The organism is Variovorax glacialis (assembly GCF_051216375.1).
GTDB lineage: Bacteria > Pseudomonadota > Gammaproteobacteria > Burkholderiales > Burkholderiaceae_C > Variovorax.
In genome coordinates this window covers 363177-380184 of sequence record NZ_JBPJZT010000006.1, presented here as the reverse complement: position 1 = coordinate 380184, position 17008 = coordinate 363177, and the positions used below count along the sequence as shown (strand labels likewise).

19 protein-coding genes are annotated in these 17008 nt (G+C 65.9%); 12 read left to right on the top strand and 7 right to left on the bottom strand.

The features are described 5' to 3' along the window. The first annotated feature begins 58 nt into the window (after window positions 1–58). Window positions 59–982, top strand: a complete 924-nt coding sequence (gene argC, locus ACSFBL_RS18680) for an N-acetyl-gamma-glutamyl-phosphate reductase (protein ID WP_435517287.1) — start codon at window positions 59–61, stop codon at window positions 980–982. 4 nt (window positions 983–986) lie between these two features. On the opposite strand, the gene recX is transcribed toward argC, so the two are convergent. After that, window positions 987–1436, bottom strand: a complete 450-nt coding sequence (gene recX / locus ACSFBL_RS18675) for a recombination regulator RecX (RefSeq protein WP_435517286.1) — start codon at window positions 1434–1436, stop codon at window positions 987–989. 70 nt (window positions 1437–1506) lie between these two features. After that, window positions 1507–2583 (bottom strand): recombinase RecA, encoded by a 1077-nt coding sequence (gene recA / locus ACSFBL_RS18670; RefSeq protein ID WP_435517285.1) that lies wholly within the window; start codon window positions 2581–2583, stop codon window positions 1507–1509. Between the two features lie 146 nt (window positions 2584–2729). On the opposite strand from recA, the gene ACSFBL_RS18665 reads away from it, so the two are divergent. The 3 genes from ACSFBL_RS18665 to ACSFBL_RS18655 all read left to right on the top strand — a co-directional run bounded on the left by ACSFBL_RS18665 (window position 2730) and on the right by ACSFBL_RS18655 (window position 5589). Further along, a complete protein-coding gene (locus ACSFBL_RS18665; RefSeq protein ID WP_435517284.1) occupies window positions 2730–3215 on the top strand; it encodes a MarR family winged helix-turn-helix transcriptional regulator in 486 nt (161 codons plus the stop codon). A gap of 69 nt (window positions 3216–3284) precedes the next feature. Further along, window positions 3285–3959 carry a response regulator gene (locus tag ACSFBL_RS18660; protein ID WP_435517283.1) on the top strand — a complete coding sequence of 225 codons (675 nt, stop codon included), beginning with the start codon at window positions 3285–3287 and terminating at the stop codon, window positions 3957–3959. Window positions 3960–4122: 163 nt separating this feature from the next. Continuing rightward, window positions 4123–5589 (top strand): sensor histidine kinase, encoded by a 1467-nt coding sequence (locus ACSFBL_RS18655; RefSeq protein WP_435517282.1) that lies wholly within the window; start codon window positions 4123–4125, stop codon window positions 5587–5589. Here ACSFBL_RS18655 and ACSFBL_RS18650 read toward each other — a convergent pair. Genes ACSFBL_RS18650 through ACSFBL_RS18640 form a run of 3 tightly spaced genes read right to left on the bottom strand, consistent with a single transcriptional unit; the run spans window position 5586 to window position 7196 of the window. Then, window positions 5586–5774, bottom strand: a complete 189-nt coding sequence (locus ACSFBL_RS18650; RefSeq protein ID WP_435517281.1) for a sporulation protein — start codon at window positions 5772–5774, stop codon at window positions 5586–5588. The two genes, ACSFBL_RS18655 and ACSFBL_RS18650, sit on opposite strands and share 4 nt — an antisense overlap. Next, window positions 5771–6568, bottom strand: a complete 798-nt coding sequence (locus ACSFBL_RS18645) for a biotin--[acetyl-CoA-carboxylase] ligase (protein WP_435517280.1) — start codon at window positions 6566–6568, stop codon at window positions 5771–5773. Before ACSFBL_RS18645 ends, ACSFBL_RS18650 begins: the two co-directional genes overlap by 4 nt. A gap of 1 nt (window position 6569) precedes the next feature. Continuing rightward, window positions 6570–7196 carry an SET domain-containing protein gene (locus tag ACSFBL_RS18640; RefSeq protein WP_435517279.1) on the bottom strand — a complete coding sequence of 209 codons (627 nt, stop codon included), beginning with the start codon at window positions 7194–7196 and terminating at the stop codon, window positions 6570–6572. 215 nt (window positions 7197–7411) lie between these two features. Between ACSFBL_RS18640 and ACSFBL_RS18635 the strand changes: the two genes are divergently transcribed. Beyond that, window positions 7412–10342, top strand: a complete 2931-nt coding sequence (locus ACSFBL_RS18635) for a DNA topoisomerase III (protein WP_435517278.1) — start codon at window positions 7412–7414, stop codon at window positions 10340–10342. Window positions 10343–10356: 14 nt separating this feature from the next. Beyond that, window positions 10357–10524, top strand: a complete 168-nt coding sequence (locus ACSFBL_RS18630; protein WP_435517277.1) for a hypothetical protein — start codon at window positions 10357–10359, stop codon at window positions 10522–10524. Here ACSFBL_RS18630 and ACSFBL_RS18625 read toward each other — a convergent pair. Then, on the bottom strand, window positions 10521–11402 hold the full coding sequence (locus ACSFBL_RS18625) for a gamma-glutamyl-gamma-aminobutyrate hydrolase family protein (protein ID WP_435517276.1): 882 nt from the start codon (window positions 11400–11402) through the stop codon (window positions 10521–10523). The genes ACSFBL_RS18630 and ACSFBL_RS18625 overlap by 4 nt on opposite strands. 176 nt (window positions 11403–11578) lie before the next feature. Between ACSFBL_RS18625 and ACSFBL_RS18620 the strand changes: the two genes are divergently transcribed. Then, on the top strand, window positions 11579–12634 hold the full coding sequence (locus ACSFBL_RS18620; protein WP_435517275.1) for a sugar phosphate isomerase/epimerase family protein: 1056 nt from the start codon (window positions 11579–11581) through the stop codon (window positions 12632–12634). Between the two features lie 126 nt (window positions 12635–12760). On the opposite strand, the gene ACSFBL_RS18615 is transcribed toward ACSFBL_RS18620, so the two are convergent. After that, window positions 12761–13843, bottom strand: coding sequence for a S1C family serine protease (locus tag ACSFBL_RS18615; protein WP_435517274.1), 1083 nt, complete (start codon window positions 13841–13843; stop codon window positions 12761–12763). A 448-nt stretch (window positions 13844–14291) separates the two neighbouring features. Here ACSFBL_RS18615 and ACSFBL_RS18610 point away from each other — a divergent pair, with 448 nt between their 5' ends. The 5 genes from ACSFBL_RS18610 to ACSFBL_RS18590 all read left to right on the top strand — a co-directional run bounded on the left by ACSFBL_RS18610 (window position 14292) and on the right by ACSFBL_RS18590 (window position 16878). Then, window positions 14292–14540: a hypothetical protein gene (locus ACSFBL_RS18610; protein ID WP_435517273.1), complete on the top strand. Its 249-nt coding sequence runs from the start codon at window positions 14292–14294 to the stop codon at window positions 14538–14540. 53 nt (window positions 14541–14593) lie between these two features. Next, window positions 14594–14866 carry a translation initiation factor IF-1 gene (infA, locus tag ACSFBL_RS18605; protein WP_286519699.1) on the top strand — a complete coding sequence of 91 codons (273 nt, stop codon included), beginning with the start codon at window positions 14594–14596 and terminating at the stop codon, window positions 14864–14866. Between the two features lie 8 nt (window positions 14867–14874). Beyond that, entirely contained in the window at window positions 14875–16269 is a 1395-nt protein-coding gene (gene dbpA / locus ACSFBL_RS18600) for an ATP-dependent RNA helicase DbpA (protein ID WP_435517272.1), read from the top strand. Window positions 16270–16302: 33 nt separating this feature from the next. Next, window positions 16303–16473, top strand: a complete 171-nt coding sequence (locus ACSFBL_RS18595; RefSeq protein WP_286610847.1) for a hypothetical protein — start codon at window positions 16303–16305, stop codon at window positions 16471–16473. 81 nt (window positions 16474–16554) lie between these two features. Further along, entirely contained in the window at window positions 16555–16878 is a 324-nt protein-coding gene (locus ACSFBL_RS18590) for a hypothetical protein (protein ID WP_435517271.1), read from the top strand. Window positions 16879–17008 lie beyond the last annotated feature (130 nt).

Genomic DNA, 17008 nt, shown 5'->3' with positions numbered 1-17008 from the left:
TCAGACCCGTCACTGTGGTCAATACGTAGTTTCTCCAGAGGCACCCCGAGGCTCCCCTATGGTCAAGGTCTTCATCGATGGCGAAGCCGGCACCACCGGTCTCCAGATCCGCGAGCGGCTGCAGCAAATGCCGCAAATCGAACTCGTCAGCATCGCCCCCGAACTGCGAAAGGACGTCGCCGCCAAGCGCGAGCTGATGGCCGGCGTCGATCTCGTCGTGCTGTGCCTGCACGACGACGCCGCGCGCGAATCCGTGGCACTCATCGACGAGCTCGAGGGCCGCCGCCCCAAGATCATCGACGCCTCGACCGCGCACCGCACGGCCGCGGGTTGGGTGTTCGGCTTTCCCGAACTGGTGGCCGGGCAGAAGGACGCCGTGGCAAAGGCCGAGCGCGTGGCCAATCCCGGCTGCTATGCGACCGGTGCCATCGCGATCGTCCGCCCGCTGGTCGACGCAGGGCTCCTGCCGCCCGATTTCCCGATCGCCCTCCCCTCGGTCAGCGGCTATTCCGGTGGCGGACGCACCATGATCGAAGCCTACGAGAGCGGGGCGGCGCCCCTGTTCGAAACCTATGCGCTGGGACTGAAGCACAAGCACATTCCCGAGATCATGAAATACACCGGCCTCACGCGCCGGCCGGTTTTCATTCCCTCTGTGGGTAACTTCAAGCAGGGCATGCTGGTGCAGCTCCCGCTGCATCTGGATGACCTGCCCGACCGCCCCAAGGCCAGCGACCTGCATGATGCCTTGGCGGCCCACTATGCGAAGAGCAACACGCCGGAACAATTCGTGAAGGTGCTTCCGCCCACCGAGGACGGGAAGATCGACGCGCTGTCACTCAACGACACCAACCAGCTCGACATCCGCGTGTTCCCGAACGAGGACCATCGCCATGCGGTCGTCATTGCACGGCTCGACAACCTGGGCAAAGGCGCGAGCGGCGCCGCGGTGCAAAACTTGAAGCTCATGCTGGGGGTCTGACCCCTCACTCGTCGGGGTCGTGGCGCAGCACTTTCGCGACCACGGCGCTGGCGAATCCGCGTGCCAGGAGAAAGCGCACTTGCCTCGCGCGCTCCGTCGCATCCTGCGGTAGCTCGCCGAAGCGGCGGCGCCAGACTTCACGCGCCCGTTCCAGTTCGTTGCCCTGAAGGCTCGCGACGGCTTCGGCGACCGCGTCGAGGGCGATGCCCTTGTGCAGCAGTTCCTGGCGCACGCGGGCGGCACCATGGCGCCCTGCCCGCTGGTGCAGGACCGACTGGACCACCCTCGCCTCGCTGATGAAATCCTTGGCGGACAGTTCGTCGAGCGCGAGCGCCAGCGTGCCGGGTTGTTCCTCGTATTTCGCGAGCTTGCGTTCGAGTTCGGCACGCGAATGCTCCCGCTGGCTCAGCAGTCGCAGGGCGCGCCCCTTGAGAGATGGAGCGGCAAAGGCCATGGCTTGCTTTGAATCACTGCGTGTCAAGGCCCACCCGCCGCTCAGGGCGGGTGGCGCGGGCGAATCGACCTTACTTCTCGGCCTTCTCGGCCGGCGCGTCGCCCGCCTCGGCCAGGAGGAGCGGAATGCCCAGGGACTCGCGCACCTTGTTCTCGATCTCGCGCGAGAGCTCGCGGTTCTCGCGCAGGAACTCGCGGGCGTTGTCGCGGCCCTGCCCGATCTTCTCGCCGTTGTAGGCGTACCAGGCGCCCGACTTGTCGACGATCTTGGCGGCTACGCCCATGTCGATGATCTCGCCCTCGCGGCTGATGCCCTCGCCGAACAGGATGTCGAACTCGGCCGTCTTGAAGGGCGGCGAGACCTTGTTCTTGACCACCTTGACCTTGGTCTCGTTGCCGATCGCCTCGTCGCCCTTCTTGATGGTGCCGATGCGGCGGATGTCCAGGCGCACCGAGGCGTAGAACTTCAGCGCATTGCCGCCGGTGGTGGTTTCGGGCGAACCGAACATCACGCCGATCTTCATGCGGATCTGGTTGATGAAGATGACCATGCAGTTGGTCTTCTTGATGGTGGCGGTCAGCTTGCGCAGCGCCTGGCTCATGAGGCGGGCCTGCAGGCCGGGCAGCGAGTCACCCATTTCGCCTTCGATTTCGGCCTTGGGCGTGAGCGCGGCGACCGAGTCGACCACGATCAGGTCGACCGCGCCGGAACGCACCAGCGAATCGACGATCTCGAGCGCCTGTTCGCCGGTGTCGGGCTGGCTGATGAGCAGGTCGGAGAGATTCACGCCGAGCTTCTGCGCGTACTGCACGTCGAGCGCGTGCTCCGCATCGACGAAGGCACAGGTGCCGGCCTGGCGCTGCATCTCGGCGATGACCTGCAGCGTGAGCGTGGTCTTGCCGGACGATTCAGGGCCGTAGATCTCGATCACGCGGCCGCGCGGCAGGCCGCCGACGCCGAGCGCGATGTCGAGGCCCAGCGAGCCGGTGGAAACCACCTGGATGTCCTCCAGCGCTTCGCCTTCGCCGAGCCGCATGATCGTGCCCTTGCCGAACTGCTTTTCGATCTGGGCCAGTGCGGCCTGGAGGGCCTTGGCCTTTTCGCTGCTGGCGACCGAGATGCTTGCGCCCTTGACGACTGCGTCCATGTGGAAAACTCCTTGAATATCAACGGGTTGTGTTGGATTCATCCCGCTGCTTTTAATTACAGGCTGGATGCTTGAACAGTAGTGTAGGGGCCAATGGAGAGGAGTAAACCTGTTTTTTGGTCAGTTTGATTTACTATCGCCGAGCCATGGCAGACCCTCTTTTTCCGATCGACCACGACGCCTGGCGCCAGACCCACCTCGGTCGTCTGCTCGGCCACGCCATGCGCCGTTTCGACGAGCGCGTGCTGGCGCTGATGGCCCATGACGCCGAGGTGCCGCTCGCGCTGTCGAACCTCGCGGCGCGCGCGCAGGTGAGCGCCGCGCACATCCACATCACCCGTCACCTCTCCCGCGACGGCTCGCGCCTGACCGAACTCGCCGAGCGTGCCGGCATGACCAAGCAGGCAATGGGGACCCTGGTCGATCAGTGCGAGGCATGGGGTCTCGTGACACGCGGGCCCGACCCGCTCGACGCGCGCGCACGCCGCGTGCAGTTCACCGCCGACGGCCTGGCGTGGCTGGAGGCCTTCCGCAATGCCGTCGCACAGGCGGAAAAGGAGTTCCGCGCCAGCGTCGGCGACGAGATCGCCACCGTGGTAACCATCGGTCTCGAAGCCTATGCCGCCGCCTAGAATTCGACGGGGAGTCGATGGGTGGAAGGGTCTGGCGGCAGTGTTTGCCGCGACGTCTGGAGGCACGGCATGCGGATACTGATTGCGGAAGATGACCAGGTGCTGGCCGACGCCCTCCTGCGCAGCTTGCGCACTTCCGGCTCGGCGGTCGACCACGTCGCGACCGGCTCGCAAGCCGATGCCGCGTTGATGACCAACAGCGAGTTCGACCTCCTGATCCTCGACCTCGGCCTGCCGAATCTGCACGGGCTCGAAATCCTCAAGCGACTGCGCGCACGCGGCTCGCAGCTGCCGGTGCTGGTGCTGACCGCCGCCGACAGCGTGGAAGAAAGAGTCAAGGGCCTCGACTACGGCGCCGACGACTACATGGCCAAGCCCTTCTCCCTGCAGGAACTCGAAGCACGCGTACGTGCGCTCACCCGGCGCGGCATGGGCGGCACCAGCAATGCGATCAAGCACGGCCCGCTGGTCTACGACCAGGCCGGCCGCGTCGCGACCATCGACGGCAAGATGGTCGAACTCTCCGCCCGCGAACTCGGCCTCCTCGAAGTGCTGCTCCAGCGCGCCGGACGCCTGGTCAGCAAGGACCAGCTGGTCGAGCGCCTGTGCGAGTGGGGCGAAGAGGTCAGCCTCAACGCAATCGAGGTGTACATCCACCGCCTCCGCAAAAAGATCGAGAAAGGCCCGGTGCGCATCGCCACCGTCCGCGGCCTCGGCTACTGCCTCGAAAAAATCCCCTCTTGATGCCCCAAGGCGCATCCCCCAACCCGCACCCCATGACCCCCCCGGCCGGCGCAGCCCGGCCCGTTGGTGAAACACCGCGGAGCCGGCTCCGCCGGGCCGCCGGTGTTGCCCCCGGCAGGGGGTTGGCGAAGCGACACGCAGTGCGCGAAGACTGGGGGCGAGCGTGAAGCTCTTTCAACGCGCACAGCGCTCCCTCTTCGGCGAAATCCTCGACTGGATGCTCACGCCGCTGCTGCTGCTCGTGCCGGTCAGCATCGGCGTCACCTGGCTCGTGGCGCAGGGCATCGCCAACGCGCCTTTCGATCGTGCGCTGGAATCCAACATCCAGATCCTCGCAAGACTGGTCGACGTCGAGAACGGGCGCGTCCAGTTCGTGCTGCCGCAGCCGGCGCGGGAGATCCTGGGCGGCGACGACACCGACCACGTCTACTACCAACTGCTCGACGAGCACGGCACGCTGCTCAGCGGCGAGCGCGAGATTCCGTTTCCGGGCACCGACGATCAGCCGACGCCCGGCGTGGTCTACCTGAGCAATGGCCAGATCCACGGCAAGCCGGTGCGCGTGGCATCGCTCTGGCTGGCCGGCGCCACCCCCGATTCACCGCCGACGCTGCTGCAGGTCGCGGAGACGCGCGAGAAGCAGTCGGTGCTGGCCACCGAGATCATCAAGGGCGTGCTTCTGCCGCAGTTCGCGATCCTGCCGCTGGCAGTGCTGCTCATCTGGCTCGCCCTGGTGCGCGGGATCAAGCCGCTGTCCGTGGTGGAGGCGCGCATCCGCGAGCGCCGGCCGGGCGACCTGAGCCCGCTCGACGAGTCCTCCGTGCCGCTGGAGGTGGTGCCGCTGGTGTTGTCGGTCAACGATCTGCTCAACAAGCTCAATGACTCGATCGGCACCCAGAAACGCTTCCTGGCCGACGCTGCGCACCAGCTCAAGACGCCGCTGGCGGGCCTGCGCATGCAGGCCGACCTGGCGCAGCGCGAAGGCGCGAATGCCGACGAACTGAAGCAATCGCTCAAGCAGATCGGCCGCGCGAGCGTGCGTGCAACGCACACGGTGAACCAGCTCCTGTCGCTCGCACGCGCCGAAGGCAGCGGCGCCAACATCGGGCGGCAGCCTTGCGACTTGGCGAAGCTCACGATCGAAGTCGTGCGCGAAGCGGTGCCGCGCGCCATCGACAAGCGCATCGACCTTGGCTACGAAGGCGCTGAACCGGGCGCGCCGGGCGTGACGCTTGAAGGCAATCCGACGCTCCTGAAGGAGCTGGTGCGCAACCTGCTCGACAACGCCATCAACTACACGCCCTCCACGCCGGAAAGGCCAGGCGTGATCACCGCCCGGATCTTGGCCGACCCCTTCGGCCGCATCGTCGTGCTGCAGGTCGAGGACAACGGGCCGGGCATCCCGGAAAACGAGCGCGACCTGGTCTTCCAGCCTTTCTACCGCGTGTTGGGCAACGAGGCGGACGGCTCCGGCCTGGGCCTGCCGATCGTGCTGGAAATCGCGCGGCAGCATTTCGCGACCGCCCGCCTGGAAGACGCACATCCCGGCCAGCATCCGCCGGGCACGCTGGTCAGCCTGCGATTCGACGCGAACGAGAGCGAGCGCCATGCCGGGCGGCCGCGCACCTAAGGCTTCGGCGGCTCTTCCTTGCGGATCTGCAGCATCTGCGGCCGCACCTGTTGCGTCAGGCGCTGCGGCTCGCGTTCGCTGAAACGGGCCGGCTCCATGCCGAACACGGCGAGTCCGCCGCGCGTCCAGGCGTAGTAGCCCAGGTTCGCCACCAGCAACACAACCACGATCAGGCGGATGATCATCGCGGCACGCGCACCGGCCGCACGCTGACCTCGGCGCTGGTGATCGTCTTCATGCCCGAAGCCGTGCGAACGAGCAGCTCGCCGCCCCAGCCCACGCCCTCGCAGACGCCTTCGGTGCCGTCGCTGAGCAGCACCTCGCGGCCGCACAGTACGTCGCGGGCGGCGAAGCGGGAAGCGAAGGGCACGAATCCCTTTTCATCGAAAACCAGGACGTCGCGCAATAGCGGCAGCGCCACGTCACGCAGCACCTCGGGCGGTCTCGCGAGCGGGCGCCATTCCTGCAACCAGGCCGGTGCGGTGCTTAGTCCGCTGGCCTCGCGCGGCCCGACGTTGATACCGATGCCGATCACCAGATAGCGCTCAGGCGCATCCGGCTGCAGGAGCGCGGTTTCGATCAGGATGCCACCGAGCTTGCGGTCACGGACCCAGAGATCGTTGGGCCACTTGAGTGCAAGACCCGAGGCGATGGATGGATCGAGACTCTCCGCAACACTCACGCCTACTGCGAGCGACAGGCCCGACCAGTCTCGCGGCGCCAGCGGAAGGCCCAGCGAAAAAGTCAGCGATGCGGGTTCGAGCCCGTCTTGCGCGCTCTGCCACTGGCGGCCCAGCCGGCCCCGTCCGGCGGTCTGCCGCTCGGCCACCAGCAGCACCGGTTCGCGCCGTCCGTCGCGGGCGCGCCGCATCAATTCGGTGTTGGTGGAGTCGATCTCGGCGACGACTTCGACGCGCAGCCCGGGCAACAGCGGCGCCAGTGCGCCGGCGATCTCGTCCTCGAACCAGGGCCCGACCATGTCAGCGCTTGCCGGACTTGGCGGACTTTTCGCCCTTGCCCGACTTGGCCTTCTTCGAACCCTTGAGGGGCTCACCGGCCTTTCCGTTGAGCTTCTTCCCGCTTTTCTCGCTCTTCTTGCCAGCCTTCTTGTCCTTCCTCTTGCTTTTCTTGTCCTTGTCTTCCTTCGGCGCCAGCAGCGTGCCGCGGCAATTCTCGGAGCCGCACCAGCAGGGGAACTCGGCCTTGAGCTTCTTCGTGTACGGTTCGTCGATGATCAGTCCGTAGTCGTAGCTGAGCTCCTCACCGGCTGCGATGTTGCGCAGGGCCTTGATGAAGACGCGGCCGTCCTGCTCGTCGGCTTCGCAGCTCGGTTCGCAGGAATGGTTGATCCAGCGCGCCGCATTGCCGTTCACGCCGCCGTCGATCACACGGCCGTCATCGATATGGAAGTAGAAGGTGTGGTTGGGCTGGGTCGGGTCGTGCGGATGGCGGCGCAGCGCTTCCTTCCAGGTGATGACCTCACCCTTGTACTCGATGAGCGTTTCGCCCTCCGCTATATCCTGCACGGCAAAGACGCCGTTGCCATGGACGCCGGAGCGCCGGGTCTGGATGCGGCGGCCGCCGGAATTGGGGGATTTGGATGGCATCGCCGAAGTCTGTTAGTTTGAATATGTACGCATGCGCGTGCGCGTACGCACGCGAGAAGCGCCAGATTGTAGATGTGGCCCCCACGCTCCCGCACTGCGTGTCGTCGCTGCCCCCCGAGGGGGCCGCAGGCCGCCTTGGGGCGGCCCGGCGGCGGCCTGAGGGCCGGCGCCTCGGCGATGGTGGTGAAGAACAGAATTTTTAGGATGACGAGTCAATGAAGACTTTGGTGATTGCAGAGAAGCCGTCGGTGGCCCAGGACATCGTCCGGGCGCTCACGCCCGTGGCTGGCAAGTTCGACAAGCACGATGAACACTTCGAGAACGAGAAGTACGTCGTGACCAGCGCCGTGGGCCACCTGGTGGAGATCCAGGCGCCGGAGGAGTTCGACGTCAAGCGCGGCAAGTGGAGCTTCGCCAACCTGCCGGTGATCCCGCCGCGCTTCGACCTCAAGCCGGTCGACAAGACCAAGACCCGCCTCAATGCGGTCGTGAAGCAGGCCAAGCGCAAGGACGTGACGCAACTCGTCAATGCCTGCGACGCGGGCCGCGAGGGCGAGCTGATCTTCCGCCTGATCGAGCAGTACGCCGGTGGCAAGTCGCCGCTGGGCAAGCCGGTCAAGCGCCTGTGGCTGCAATCGATGACGCCACAGGCGATCCGCGACGGCTTCGACCAGTTGCGCAGCGAGCAGCAGATGCAGGGCCTGGCCGACGCGGCGCGCTCGCGCTCGGAGGCGGACTGGCTGGTCGGCATCAACGGCACGCGCGCCATGACGGCGTTCAATTCGCGCGACGGCGGGTTCTTCCTGACCACCGTCGGCCGGGTGCAGACGCCGACGCTCTCGGTCGTGGTCGAGCGCGAGGAGAAGATCCGCAAGTTCGTCAGCCGCGACTACTGGGAAGTGCATGGCAGCTTCCTGGCCGAGGCGGGCGAGTACCCGGGCAAGTGGTTCGATCCGAGCTGGAAGAAGCCGCCACCCGGACCCGACGGCGTGGCGGACCCCGAGCAGCGCGCCGACCGCGTGTGGAACGAACGTGAAGCCCGCGAGATCGCCGATGCCGCACGCGGCAAGCCCGCCACCGTCACCGAAGAAAGCAAGCCCACCACGCAGGCTTCGCCGCTGCTCTTCGACCTGACCTCGCTGCAGCGCGAGGCCAACGGCCGCTTCGGCTTCAGCGCCAAGACCACGCTGGCACTGGCGCAGAGCCTCTACGAGCGCCACAAGGCCCTGACCTACCCGCGGACCGATTCGCGCGCGCTGCCCGAGGACTACCTACCGGTCGTCAAGCAGACCATGGGCATGCTGGCGAACAGCGGCATGCGCCACCTGGCGCCCTTTGCGCAGCAGGCGATCGACGGCAACTACGTCAAGCCCTCGAAGCGCGTCTTCGACAACGCCAAGGTCAGCGATCACTTTGCGATCATCCCGACCCTGCAAGCGCCGAGCGGCCTTTCCGACGCAGAGCAGAAGCTTTACGACTTCGTGGTCCGTCGCTTCATGTCGGTGTTCTTCCCGAGCGCCGAATACCAGGTGACGACGCGTATCAGCACCGTCGAGCAAGCTGGCAAGAAGTATCCGTTCCGCACCGACGGCAAGGTGCTCGTCAAGCCGGGCTGGCTCGCCATCTACGGCAAGGAAGCCCAGGACGACGAAAAGGAAGACGACAAGGACGGCAAGCGCCTCGTGCCGGTGAAGCCCGGCGAAGTGGTGAAGGTCGCGTCCGCGGACCCCAAGGCCCTGAAGACGCGTCCCCCGGCGCGCTACTCGGAAGCCACGCTGCTCGGCGCGATGGAAGGCGCCGGCAAGACCATCGACGACGACGAACTGCGCGAGGCCATGCAGGAGAAGGGTCTCGGCACGCCAGCCACGCGCGCGGCCATCATCGAAGGCCTGCTGGCCGAGAAGTACATGCACCGTGAAGGCCGGGAGCTGATCCCGACCGCGAAGGCCTTCCAGCTCATGACGCTGCTGCGTGGCCTCGGGGTGGAGGAACTCTCCAAGGCCGAACTGACCGGCGAATGGGAATACAAGCTCGCGCAGATGGAGCACGGCAAGCTCAGCCGGGAAGCCTTCATGCGCGAGATCGCCGAAATGACGGAACACATCGTCAAGAAGGCCAAGGAGTACGACCGCGACACCGTGCCCGGCGACTACGCCACGCTCGCCACGCCGTGCCCCAACTGCGGCGGCGTCGTGAGGGAGAACTACCGTCGCTACACCTGCACCGGCAAGCCGGGGCAGGAGCCTTGCGGCTTCTCCTTCGGCAAATCGCCTGCGGGCCGGACCTTCGAGGTGGAAGAGGCCGAGCAACTGCTGCGCGACAAGCACATCGGCCCATTGGAAGGCTTCCGCTCCAAGGCCGGCTGGCCCTTCACCTCCGAGATCATCCTCAAGTTCGACGACGATGCGAAGAACTGGAAGCTGGAGTTCGACTTCGGCGACGACAAGAACGCCGAGACCGGGGAGATCGTCGACTTCGCCGGCCAGCAGTCGCTCGGCCCGTGCCCGAAATGCGCCTCGCGCGTGTTCGAGTACGGCAGCAACTATGTGTGCGAGAAGTCGGTGCCGACGGAAGCGCAGCCCACGCCGAGCTGCGACTTCAAGACCGGCAAGATCATCCTGCAGCAGCCGGTGGAGCGTGCCCAGGTCGAGAAGCTGCTCGCCACCGGCAAGACCGACCTGCTCGACAAGTTCGTCTCGATGCGCACGCGCCGTGCGTTCAAGGCCTTCCTGGCATGGAACAAGGAAGAGGGCAAGGTGACCTTCGAGTTCGAGCCCCGGACCAGCAAGTTCCCGCCGCGCAAGACCTTCACCAAGGCGGCGGCGCCGGTCGCGGCGAAGAAGACGGCCGCGAAGACACCCGCGGCCAAGAAGGTCGCGGCCAAGAAAACCGCTGCCCCGAAGGCCCCGCGCAAGCCCGGCGCCGGCCTCAAGCCCAGCGACGCGCTGGCCGCGGTGATCGGCGCGGAACCCGTGGCACGCACCGAGGTCATCAAGAAGCTGTGGGACTACATCAAGGCCAACGGCCTGCAGGATGCGACCAACAAGCGTGCCATTAACGCCGACGCCAAGCTGAAGCCGGTGTTCGGCAAGGACCAGGTCACGATGTTCGAATTAGCCGGGATCGTCGGCAAGCACCTGGCCTGACTCGGGAGATTCACATGAAGCAGTTCTTCGCCATCTCGTTCACGCTCGCCCTATGTCTCCTTGCCGGCTGCGCGTCGCGCGGCGGTGGTTCGGCGAGCACGGACGACACCGGTGGCAGCGGCATCACCGTGTTCGGCACGATCGATGCCGGCGTGAGCCACACCAGGAACCAGAGCCGCTAGCCCATCAGCAGCGCCTGGCGCAACAGACGCGCGGCCCGGTTGCGGATGCGGCCGGGGGCGGTGCGCAACGGCCCGCGCGGACTGACCTTCGCGGTCGCGCAAGCCCACAGGAAGTCCTGCAGGATGGCCGTGTCGTCCACCGTATCGGTCGCGCCGTACTGATGGAACTCCGGATGCCACTGCGTGGCCGCGATGTAGCTGCGCCCACGCTCCGGACGGCGACGGATGGCCTCGGCCACATGGTCCGGAAGGCTCCAGGCCTCGACCTCGAAGCCGGGCGCCAGATCCTTGACCCCCTGGTGGTGAATGCTGTTGACCCGCGCCGTCTCCATGCCGGGATAGAGACTCGAAAGCCGTGATCCGGGGCTGACGCGGATCTCATGGAAATTCTGGTCGTAGGTCACCGGGTCGCGGTGCCGCTGCGCGTTGGGATGCTGCGCCTCGATGTCCTGGTAGAGCGTCCCGCCGAAGGCCACGTTGATCAACTGCAAGCCGCGGCACACGCCGAAGATCGGCTTGCCGGCCTCCTCGAAGGCCTCGACCAGCGCGAGGTCGTAGAGATCGCGGACGCGGTCGCCGATCCATGCGTCCTTGAGCGGCACCTCGCCGTAGCTGCCGGGCCAGACATCGGCGCCGCCGTGCATCACGACACCGTCGAGCCATTCGGCGTAGTGGGAGAGCTTGGTATCGCCGCGCGCCGTCTCGCCGGTGGGGCAGGGGACCATGACCACCATCGCGCCGGCCGACATCAACCAGTGGGCGATCGACTGCTCCACATACTGCAGCGTCTTGTTCGTGAACAGGGACCGTGCAGGATCAGCGTGGGAGAAGCAGGCGGACAAGCCGATCTTCAGGCGCCCGGAAACCGTTTGTGACATCGCTCTTTCGGGCCGCCGCGCGAGCCGCGTCGCCCCCGGTTGGAAAGAGATCCATTGTGAGTTGTTCCATCGCGGAGCGCACACACCATCGACCAATGGGGCGTGTCGGACGGCGCCTTGCGTTGCGTCGGCGCAAACGAGTGCATCATTTGCACCGAACGACAAGGAGACAACGGATGAAGACCATCAAGGGACCTGCCATTTTCCTGGCCCAGTTCGCGGGCGACACTGCCCCATTCAATTCGCTCGACGCCATCGCCGGCTGGGCCGCGGGGCTCGGCTATAAGGGCGTGCAGATTCCGAGCTGGGACGGCCGCATCTTCGATCTCGCGAAGGCTGCCGAGAGCAAGACCTATTGCGACGAAGTGAAGGGCACTCTCGCACAGCACGGGCTCGAGATCACCGAACTGTCCACCCATCTGCAAGGCCAGTTGATTGCCGTGCATCCGGCCTACGACGCTGGCTTTGACGGCTTCGCCGCGCCCGAAGTCCGCAACGACCCGGTCAAGCGCCAGAAGTGGGCCGTCGAACAGCTGCACTACGCCGCGCAGGCATCGGCCAACCTCGGATTGACGGCCCATGCCACTTTCTCCGGCGCCCTGGCGTGGCCCTACCTGTATTCGTGGCCGCCGCGCCCACCGGGCCTCATCGAGGAAGCCTTCGACGAACTCGCCCGACGCTGGAAGCCGATCCTCGACCGCTTCGACGAGGCCGGCGTCGACGTCTGCTACGAGATCCATCCCGGCGAGGACCTGCACGATGGCGTGACCTACGAGATGTTCCTCGACCGCGTGAACAACCATCCCCGCGCCTGCCTGCTGTACGACCCGAGCCACTTCGTGCTGCAGCAGCTCAACTACCTCGACTACATCGACCACTACCACGAGCGCATCAAGATCTTTCACGTGAAGGATGCCGAGTTCAACCCGACCGGCAAGCAGGGCGTCTACGGCGGCTTCCAGTCCTGGCTCAACCGCGCCGGCCGCTTCCGCTCGCTGGGCGACGGCCAGGTCGACTTCGGCGCCATCTTCTCGAAGATGGCCGCCTACGACTTCCCCGGCTGGGCAGTGCTTGAATGGGAGTGCTGCCTCAAGCACCCCGAGGACGGCGCCCGCGAAGGGGCCGAGTTCATCGCCAAGCACATCATCCGCGTAGCCGACCGCGCCTTCGACGACTTCGCGGCAGGCAGCGTCGACACGGCAGCGAACAAGAAGACCCTAGGCATCGCCTGAGCACAAGGCCGCGAAGCAAGGCCCGTTCGCAAAACACCGCGGATCCGGCTCCGCCGGTCCGCCGGTGTTGCCCCCGGTCAGGGGGAAGGCGAAGCGACACGAAGTGCGCGAAGCCTGGGGCGAGCTCTAGATCCCCTCGGGTTTGCGCAGAGTCTGCATGCGATCGACCGCGTGCACCCTGACCTTGCGCACCTCCGAACCCTGCTGCACTGTCAGCTCGACATCCGCATCGGCGCCCGGACGCTTCCATAGCTGCTTGTAGAAGGCCTCGAGCGTCGTGACCTGGATCCCGTCGATCTCCAACACCACATCGCCCGGCTGGAGGCCGGCCTCGAGCGCCGGCCCAGAGCGGTCGACCCGCACGATTTCCACGTGCCCCCCGCGCTCCGAGGACGACAGGCCCAGCCACGGCCGGATGCTGGCCCGACTCCTCCCCGTGGACTCCATCTCAGCGAGCACCGGCCGCAGAAGGTCGACCGGCACGAACATGTTCCCGGGCAAGGTCCGATCCGGCCCCTCGGCTTCCAGCACGAACAGGCTGCCGATGCCGAGCAACTCGCCGTTGGCGTTGAAGAGCGATGCGCCGCTGTGATTCGACACCGGCGGGCTGGTGAAGATCGCGGCCTCAATGTGATATTCCCAGTAACCCGAGAACGGTCGCGTCCCGACCAGGAGGGTGAAACCCACCTCCGTCCCGCTGCTGCTGCCGGTGGCGACGAGCAGGGGTTGCCCGGCCTTCAGGGTGGACACCCCCCCCAGCGGAACGGGCTCGACCCCTCGCAGCGGCACCAGCGGGCGAAGCAGCCCGAACCCGGTCGCGATGTCATAGGCCACCTGGCGTGCGGGCAGGACACGCTCATCCTGGGTAATGACCTCTATGGTTTCGGCTTCGAGCAGCAGGTACCCAATGGTGAGGATCAGTCCGTCGGAACCGATGACCACGCCGGAACCCGAACGACGCTGACCCAGGCTGTCGGCCGAGGTGGCACCTTCGGTCGCGGTGACGTTGACGGCGACGACTGCATCGCCGGCACGCTTGAGCGCCCGGATCTGCGCATTGGCGGACTTGCTTTCCGGTGAGTTGGGGGCCGGAGCGACCGGCAGGCACACGAGCGCGGCGCTGCTCGCCAGCAGGCAACCGATCCAACGAACGCGCGCGCCTGAAAGCCAGCCCCGCGAAGACCGATCAGGTGATCCTTGCACTTGCATGGCCGCGCTCCTTGGAACGATGGACTCCATGGTGCGCCGCAAGCGCTGCGCTCGCAAGTCCGGGTCTCTTCCGCCGGCAGCAAGATGCGAGGACCGATGCGATGCGCTGGCGATGGGTGACGATTGCCCGAGGGTCGCGCTGTCACGCGAATGAAATAGCAACTGTCGTGCCAGATCGGCTAGAATCAAGGGTTCGTTTCGATACCACGACGAAGCACTTCGTCAATTCGCTGGCTGGCCTGGAGTTTCCAGGCCCTTTTGTTTCAAGCCGGCTCTCACAGTGTGTTGGTGCGCCAGATCGGGCGCCCATGATTGCCACCACTGCCTTCGTACTTGTTGAAGCGAACAGCGCGCTGTCCGCTCCGGTGGGCGCCTTTTCCGGCCGGCCTGCGCTCGTTTTTTTCAATTGTTTTCAGCGCAACGCGGCGTCGCGGAGTGCAAGGCTTTCATGGACATCATTCAACACAGCATTGCAGTGGGCAAGTATCTCGTCTCACCGCTCATCAAGGACCTGGACGACGGCCGCTTCGCGGCTTCCGTATCGATCCGATCCGGCCAGGGAAGCGGCACGCACGATCGCGTCATCCGCCTGACCCCAAGCTTCGGAAACCGTGCCGCCGCCGTGCGCTATGCCGTCGAGCAGGGCCTGGGCTGGGTGCGCGAACGCACGGCCCCGCGAGTGCACTGCGCCGCTTGAACCGCCCCCCCTTTTTCCTATCCAATCACGATAACCATTCAAGAAGGTAATTCATGCCCAAGGAAGAACTGATCGAAATGAACGGCGCAGTGACCGAAGTCCTGCCTGACTCGCGCTACCGCGTGACGCTCGACAACGGCCACCAACTCATCGCCTACAGCGGCGGCAAGATGCGCAAGCACCACATCCGCATCCTGGCGGGCGACAAGGTGTCGCTGGAGCTTTCGCCCTACGACCTGACGAAGGGCCGCATCACGTTCCGCCACCTTGAACGCCGCGGTCCTCCGCCGGTGAACAGCGGCGGCAACAACTCGCAGCGCCGCTGAATCCCGCAGTGACCGGTCCCGCCACCGACTTCGCCACGCTGCCGCTTTCGCCACAGACGCTGGCGAACCTGACGCAGCTCGGCTATCTGCAGATGACGCCGATCCAGGCGGCCAGCCTGCCCGTGGCGCTGCTCGGCAAGGACCTCATCGCGCAAGCCAAGACCGGTAGCGGCAAGACAGCGGCCTTTGCCCTGGCATTGCTGGCCAACCTCAATCCGCGGCGCTTCGCCGTGCAGGCCATGGTGCTGTGCCCGACCCGCGAACTGGCCGACCAGGTGACGACGGAAATCCGCCGTCTCGCGCGCGCCGAGGAAAACGTCAAGGTCGTCACCCTCTGCGGCGGTGTCGCGTTGCGCGGCCAGCTCGCCAGCCTCGAGCATGGCGCGCACATCGTGGTCGGCACGCCGGGCCGGATCATGGACCACCTCGATCGCGGCAGCCTCTCTCTCGAAGCCCTCAATACGCTGGTGCTCGACGAGGCCGACCGGATGCTCGACATGGGCTTCTTCGACGACATCGCCAAGGTCGCGCGGCTATGCCCCAAGGAGCGCCAGACGCTGCTTTTCTCGGCCACCTACCCCGAAGGCATCGCCAAGCTGAGCGCGCAGTTCATGAAGAGCCCGCAGCAGATCACCGTGCAGGCCCAGCATGACGAAGCCAAGATCCGGCAGCGTTGGTACGAGGTGGACGACAGCGAACGTCTCCATACGGTGAGCCGGCTGCTGAACCACTTCCGCCCGCTCAGCACGCTCGCCTTCTGCAATACCAAGCAGCAATGCCGCGACCTCGTGCAGGTACTGCAGGCGCAAGGTTTCAGCGCGCTGGCGCTCTTCGGCGAACTCGAACAACGCGAGCGCGACCAGGTGCTGGTGCAGTTCGCGAATCGCAGCTGCTCCGTGCTGGTCGCCACCGACGTGGCGGCACGGGGCCTCGACATCGCCCAGCTCGAAGCGGTGATCAACGTCGACGTCACGCCCGACCCCGAGATCCACATCCACCGCATCGGTCGCACTGGCCGCGGCGATGCCGAAGGCCTGGCGCTCAGCCTCGCCAGCATGGACGAGATGGGCAGCGTCGGGAAAATCGAGCAACTGCAAGGCCGTGAATCCGAATGGCATCCGTTGGCGGAACTCGCCGGCGATCCGACGCCCCTGCAGCCGCCCATGGCCACCCTGCAGATCGTCGGTGGCCGCAAGGAGAAAATCCGGGCCGGCGACGTGCTCGGCGCGCTGACCGGCGAAGCCGGCTTCGCCAAGGAGCAGGTCGGCAAGATCAACGTCAACGAGTTCTCCACCTATGTGGCGGTCGACCGGCGCATTGCGCGCGAGGCCGTGCACAAGCTTTCCACCGGCCGCGTCAAGGGCAAGTCCGTCAAAGTGCGGCTGCTCGACGATGTGGCTTAATTACGTCCTTCGATTCTTTTTACCGAGCTTTCCATGCCCAAGAAAATCCGCACCGAGGCAGACCGCATTGCCACCCCCAAGCCCGTTCCGATGGCCGGCTACAACGTTCCCAAGTCGGGCGGCGGCCAGAAGGTCAGCCTCGAACGCGGCACCGCGACCCGCAGCAAGAAGAACCCCGGCAAGCGGGCCAAGAAGGGCGGCTGATAGCCTTCGCGATCGCCGAGCTTTGCCTCTTCTAGCCAAAACGCGCCTCCGGGCGCGTTTTTCTTTGGATGGTCCCGAACCATGGCCGACGACTACCAGATCGACAATCCTCCCTCGTTCTTCGCGGTGTTCACCGACGGCAGGCAGCGCCTGAGCGAGCCGCTCGCCGTCGTGCGCCAGCGTTACGAAGTCTGCGAGGACCTTGCCAACCATCTGGTGCAGCACGCGCAGATCCTGCATCACGCCGAAGTGCCGTCGGAGAGCGAAATCCTGCGCCGGATTCTTGCGGGCCTGGAATCGCCGGATGCGGGCGTTTCGGGCGTCGAAGGGCGCTGGATCGTGCAGCGGCTCGCCGAACTGCTCGGATGGGCCTGTCCTCCGCTAGACGACACGCCCGCCCCTTGAGCGCGCTCAGGCCGCTGCGCGCGCGGCCACCACACACTTTCGGCCAGGGCCCCCGGCAGAAGTGATATTGACGCTGCTTCAAAATTGACGCCATCATGCATTTTTTTGAACATTCAATCCATGAATGAGC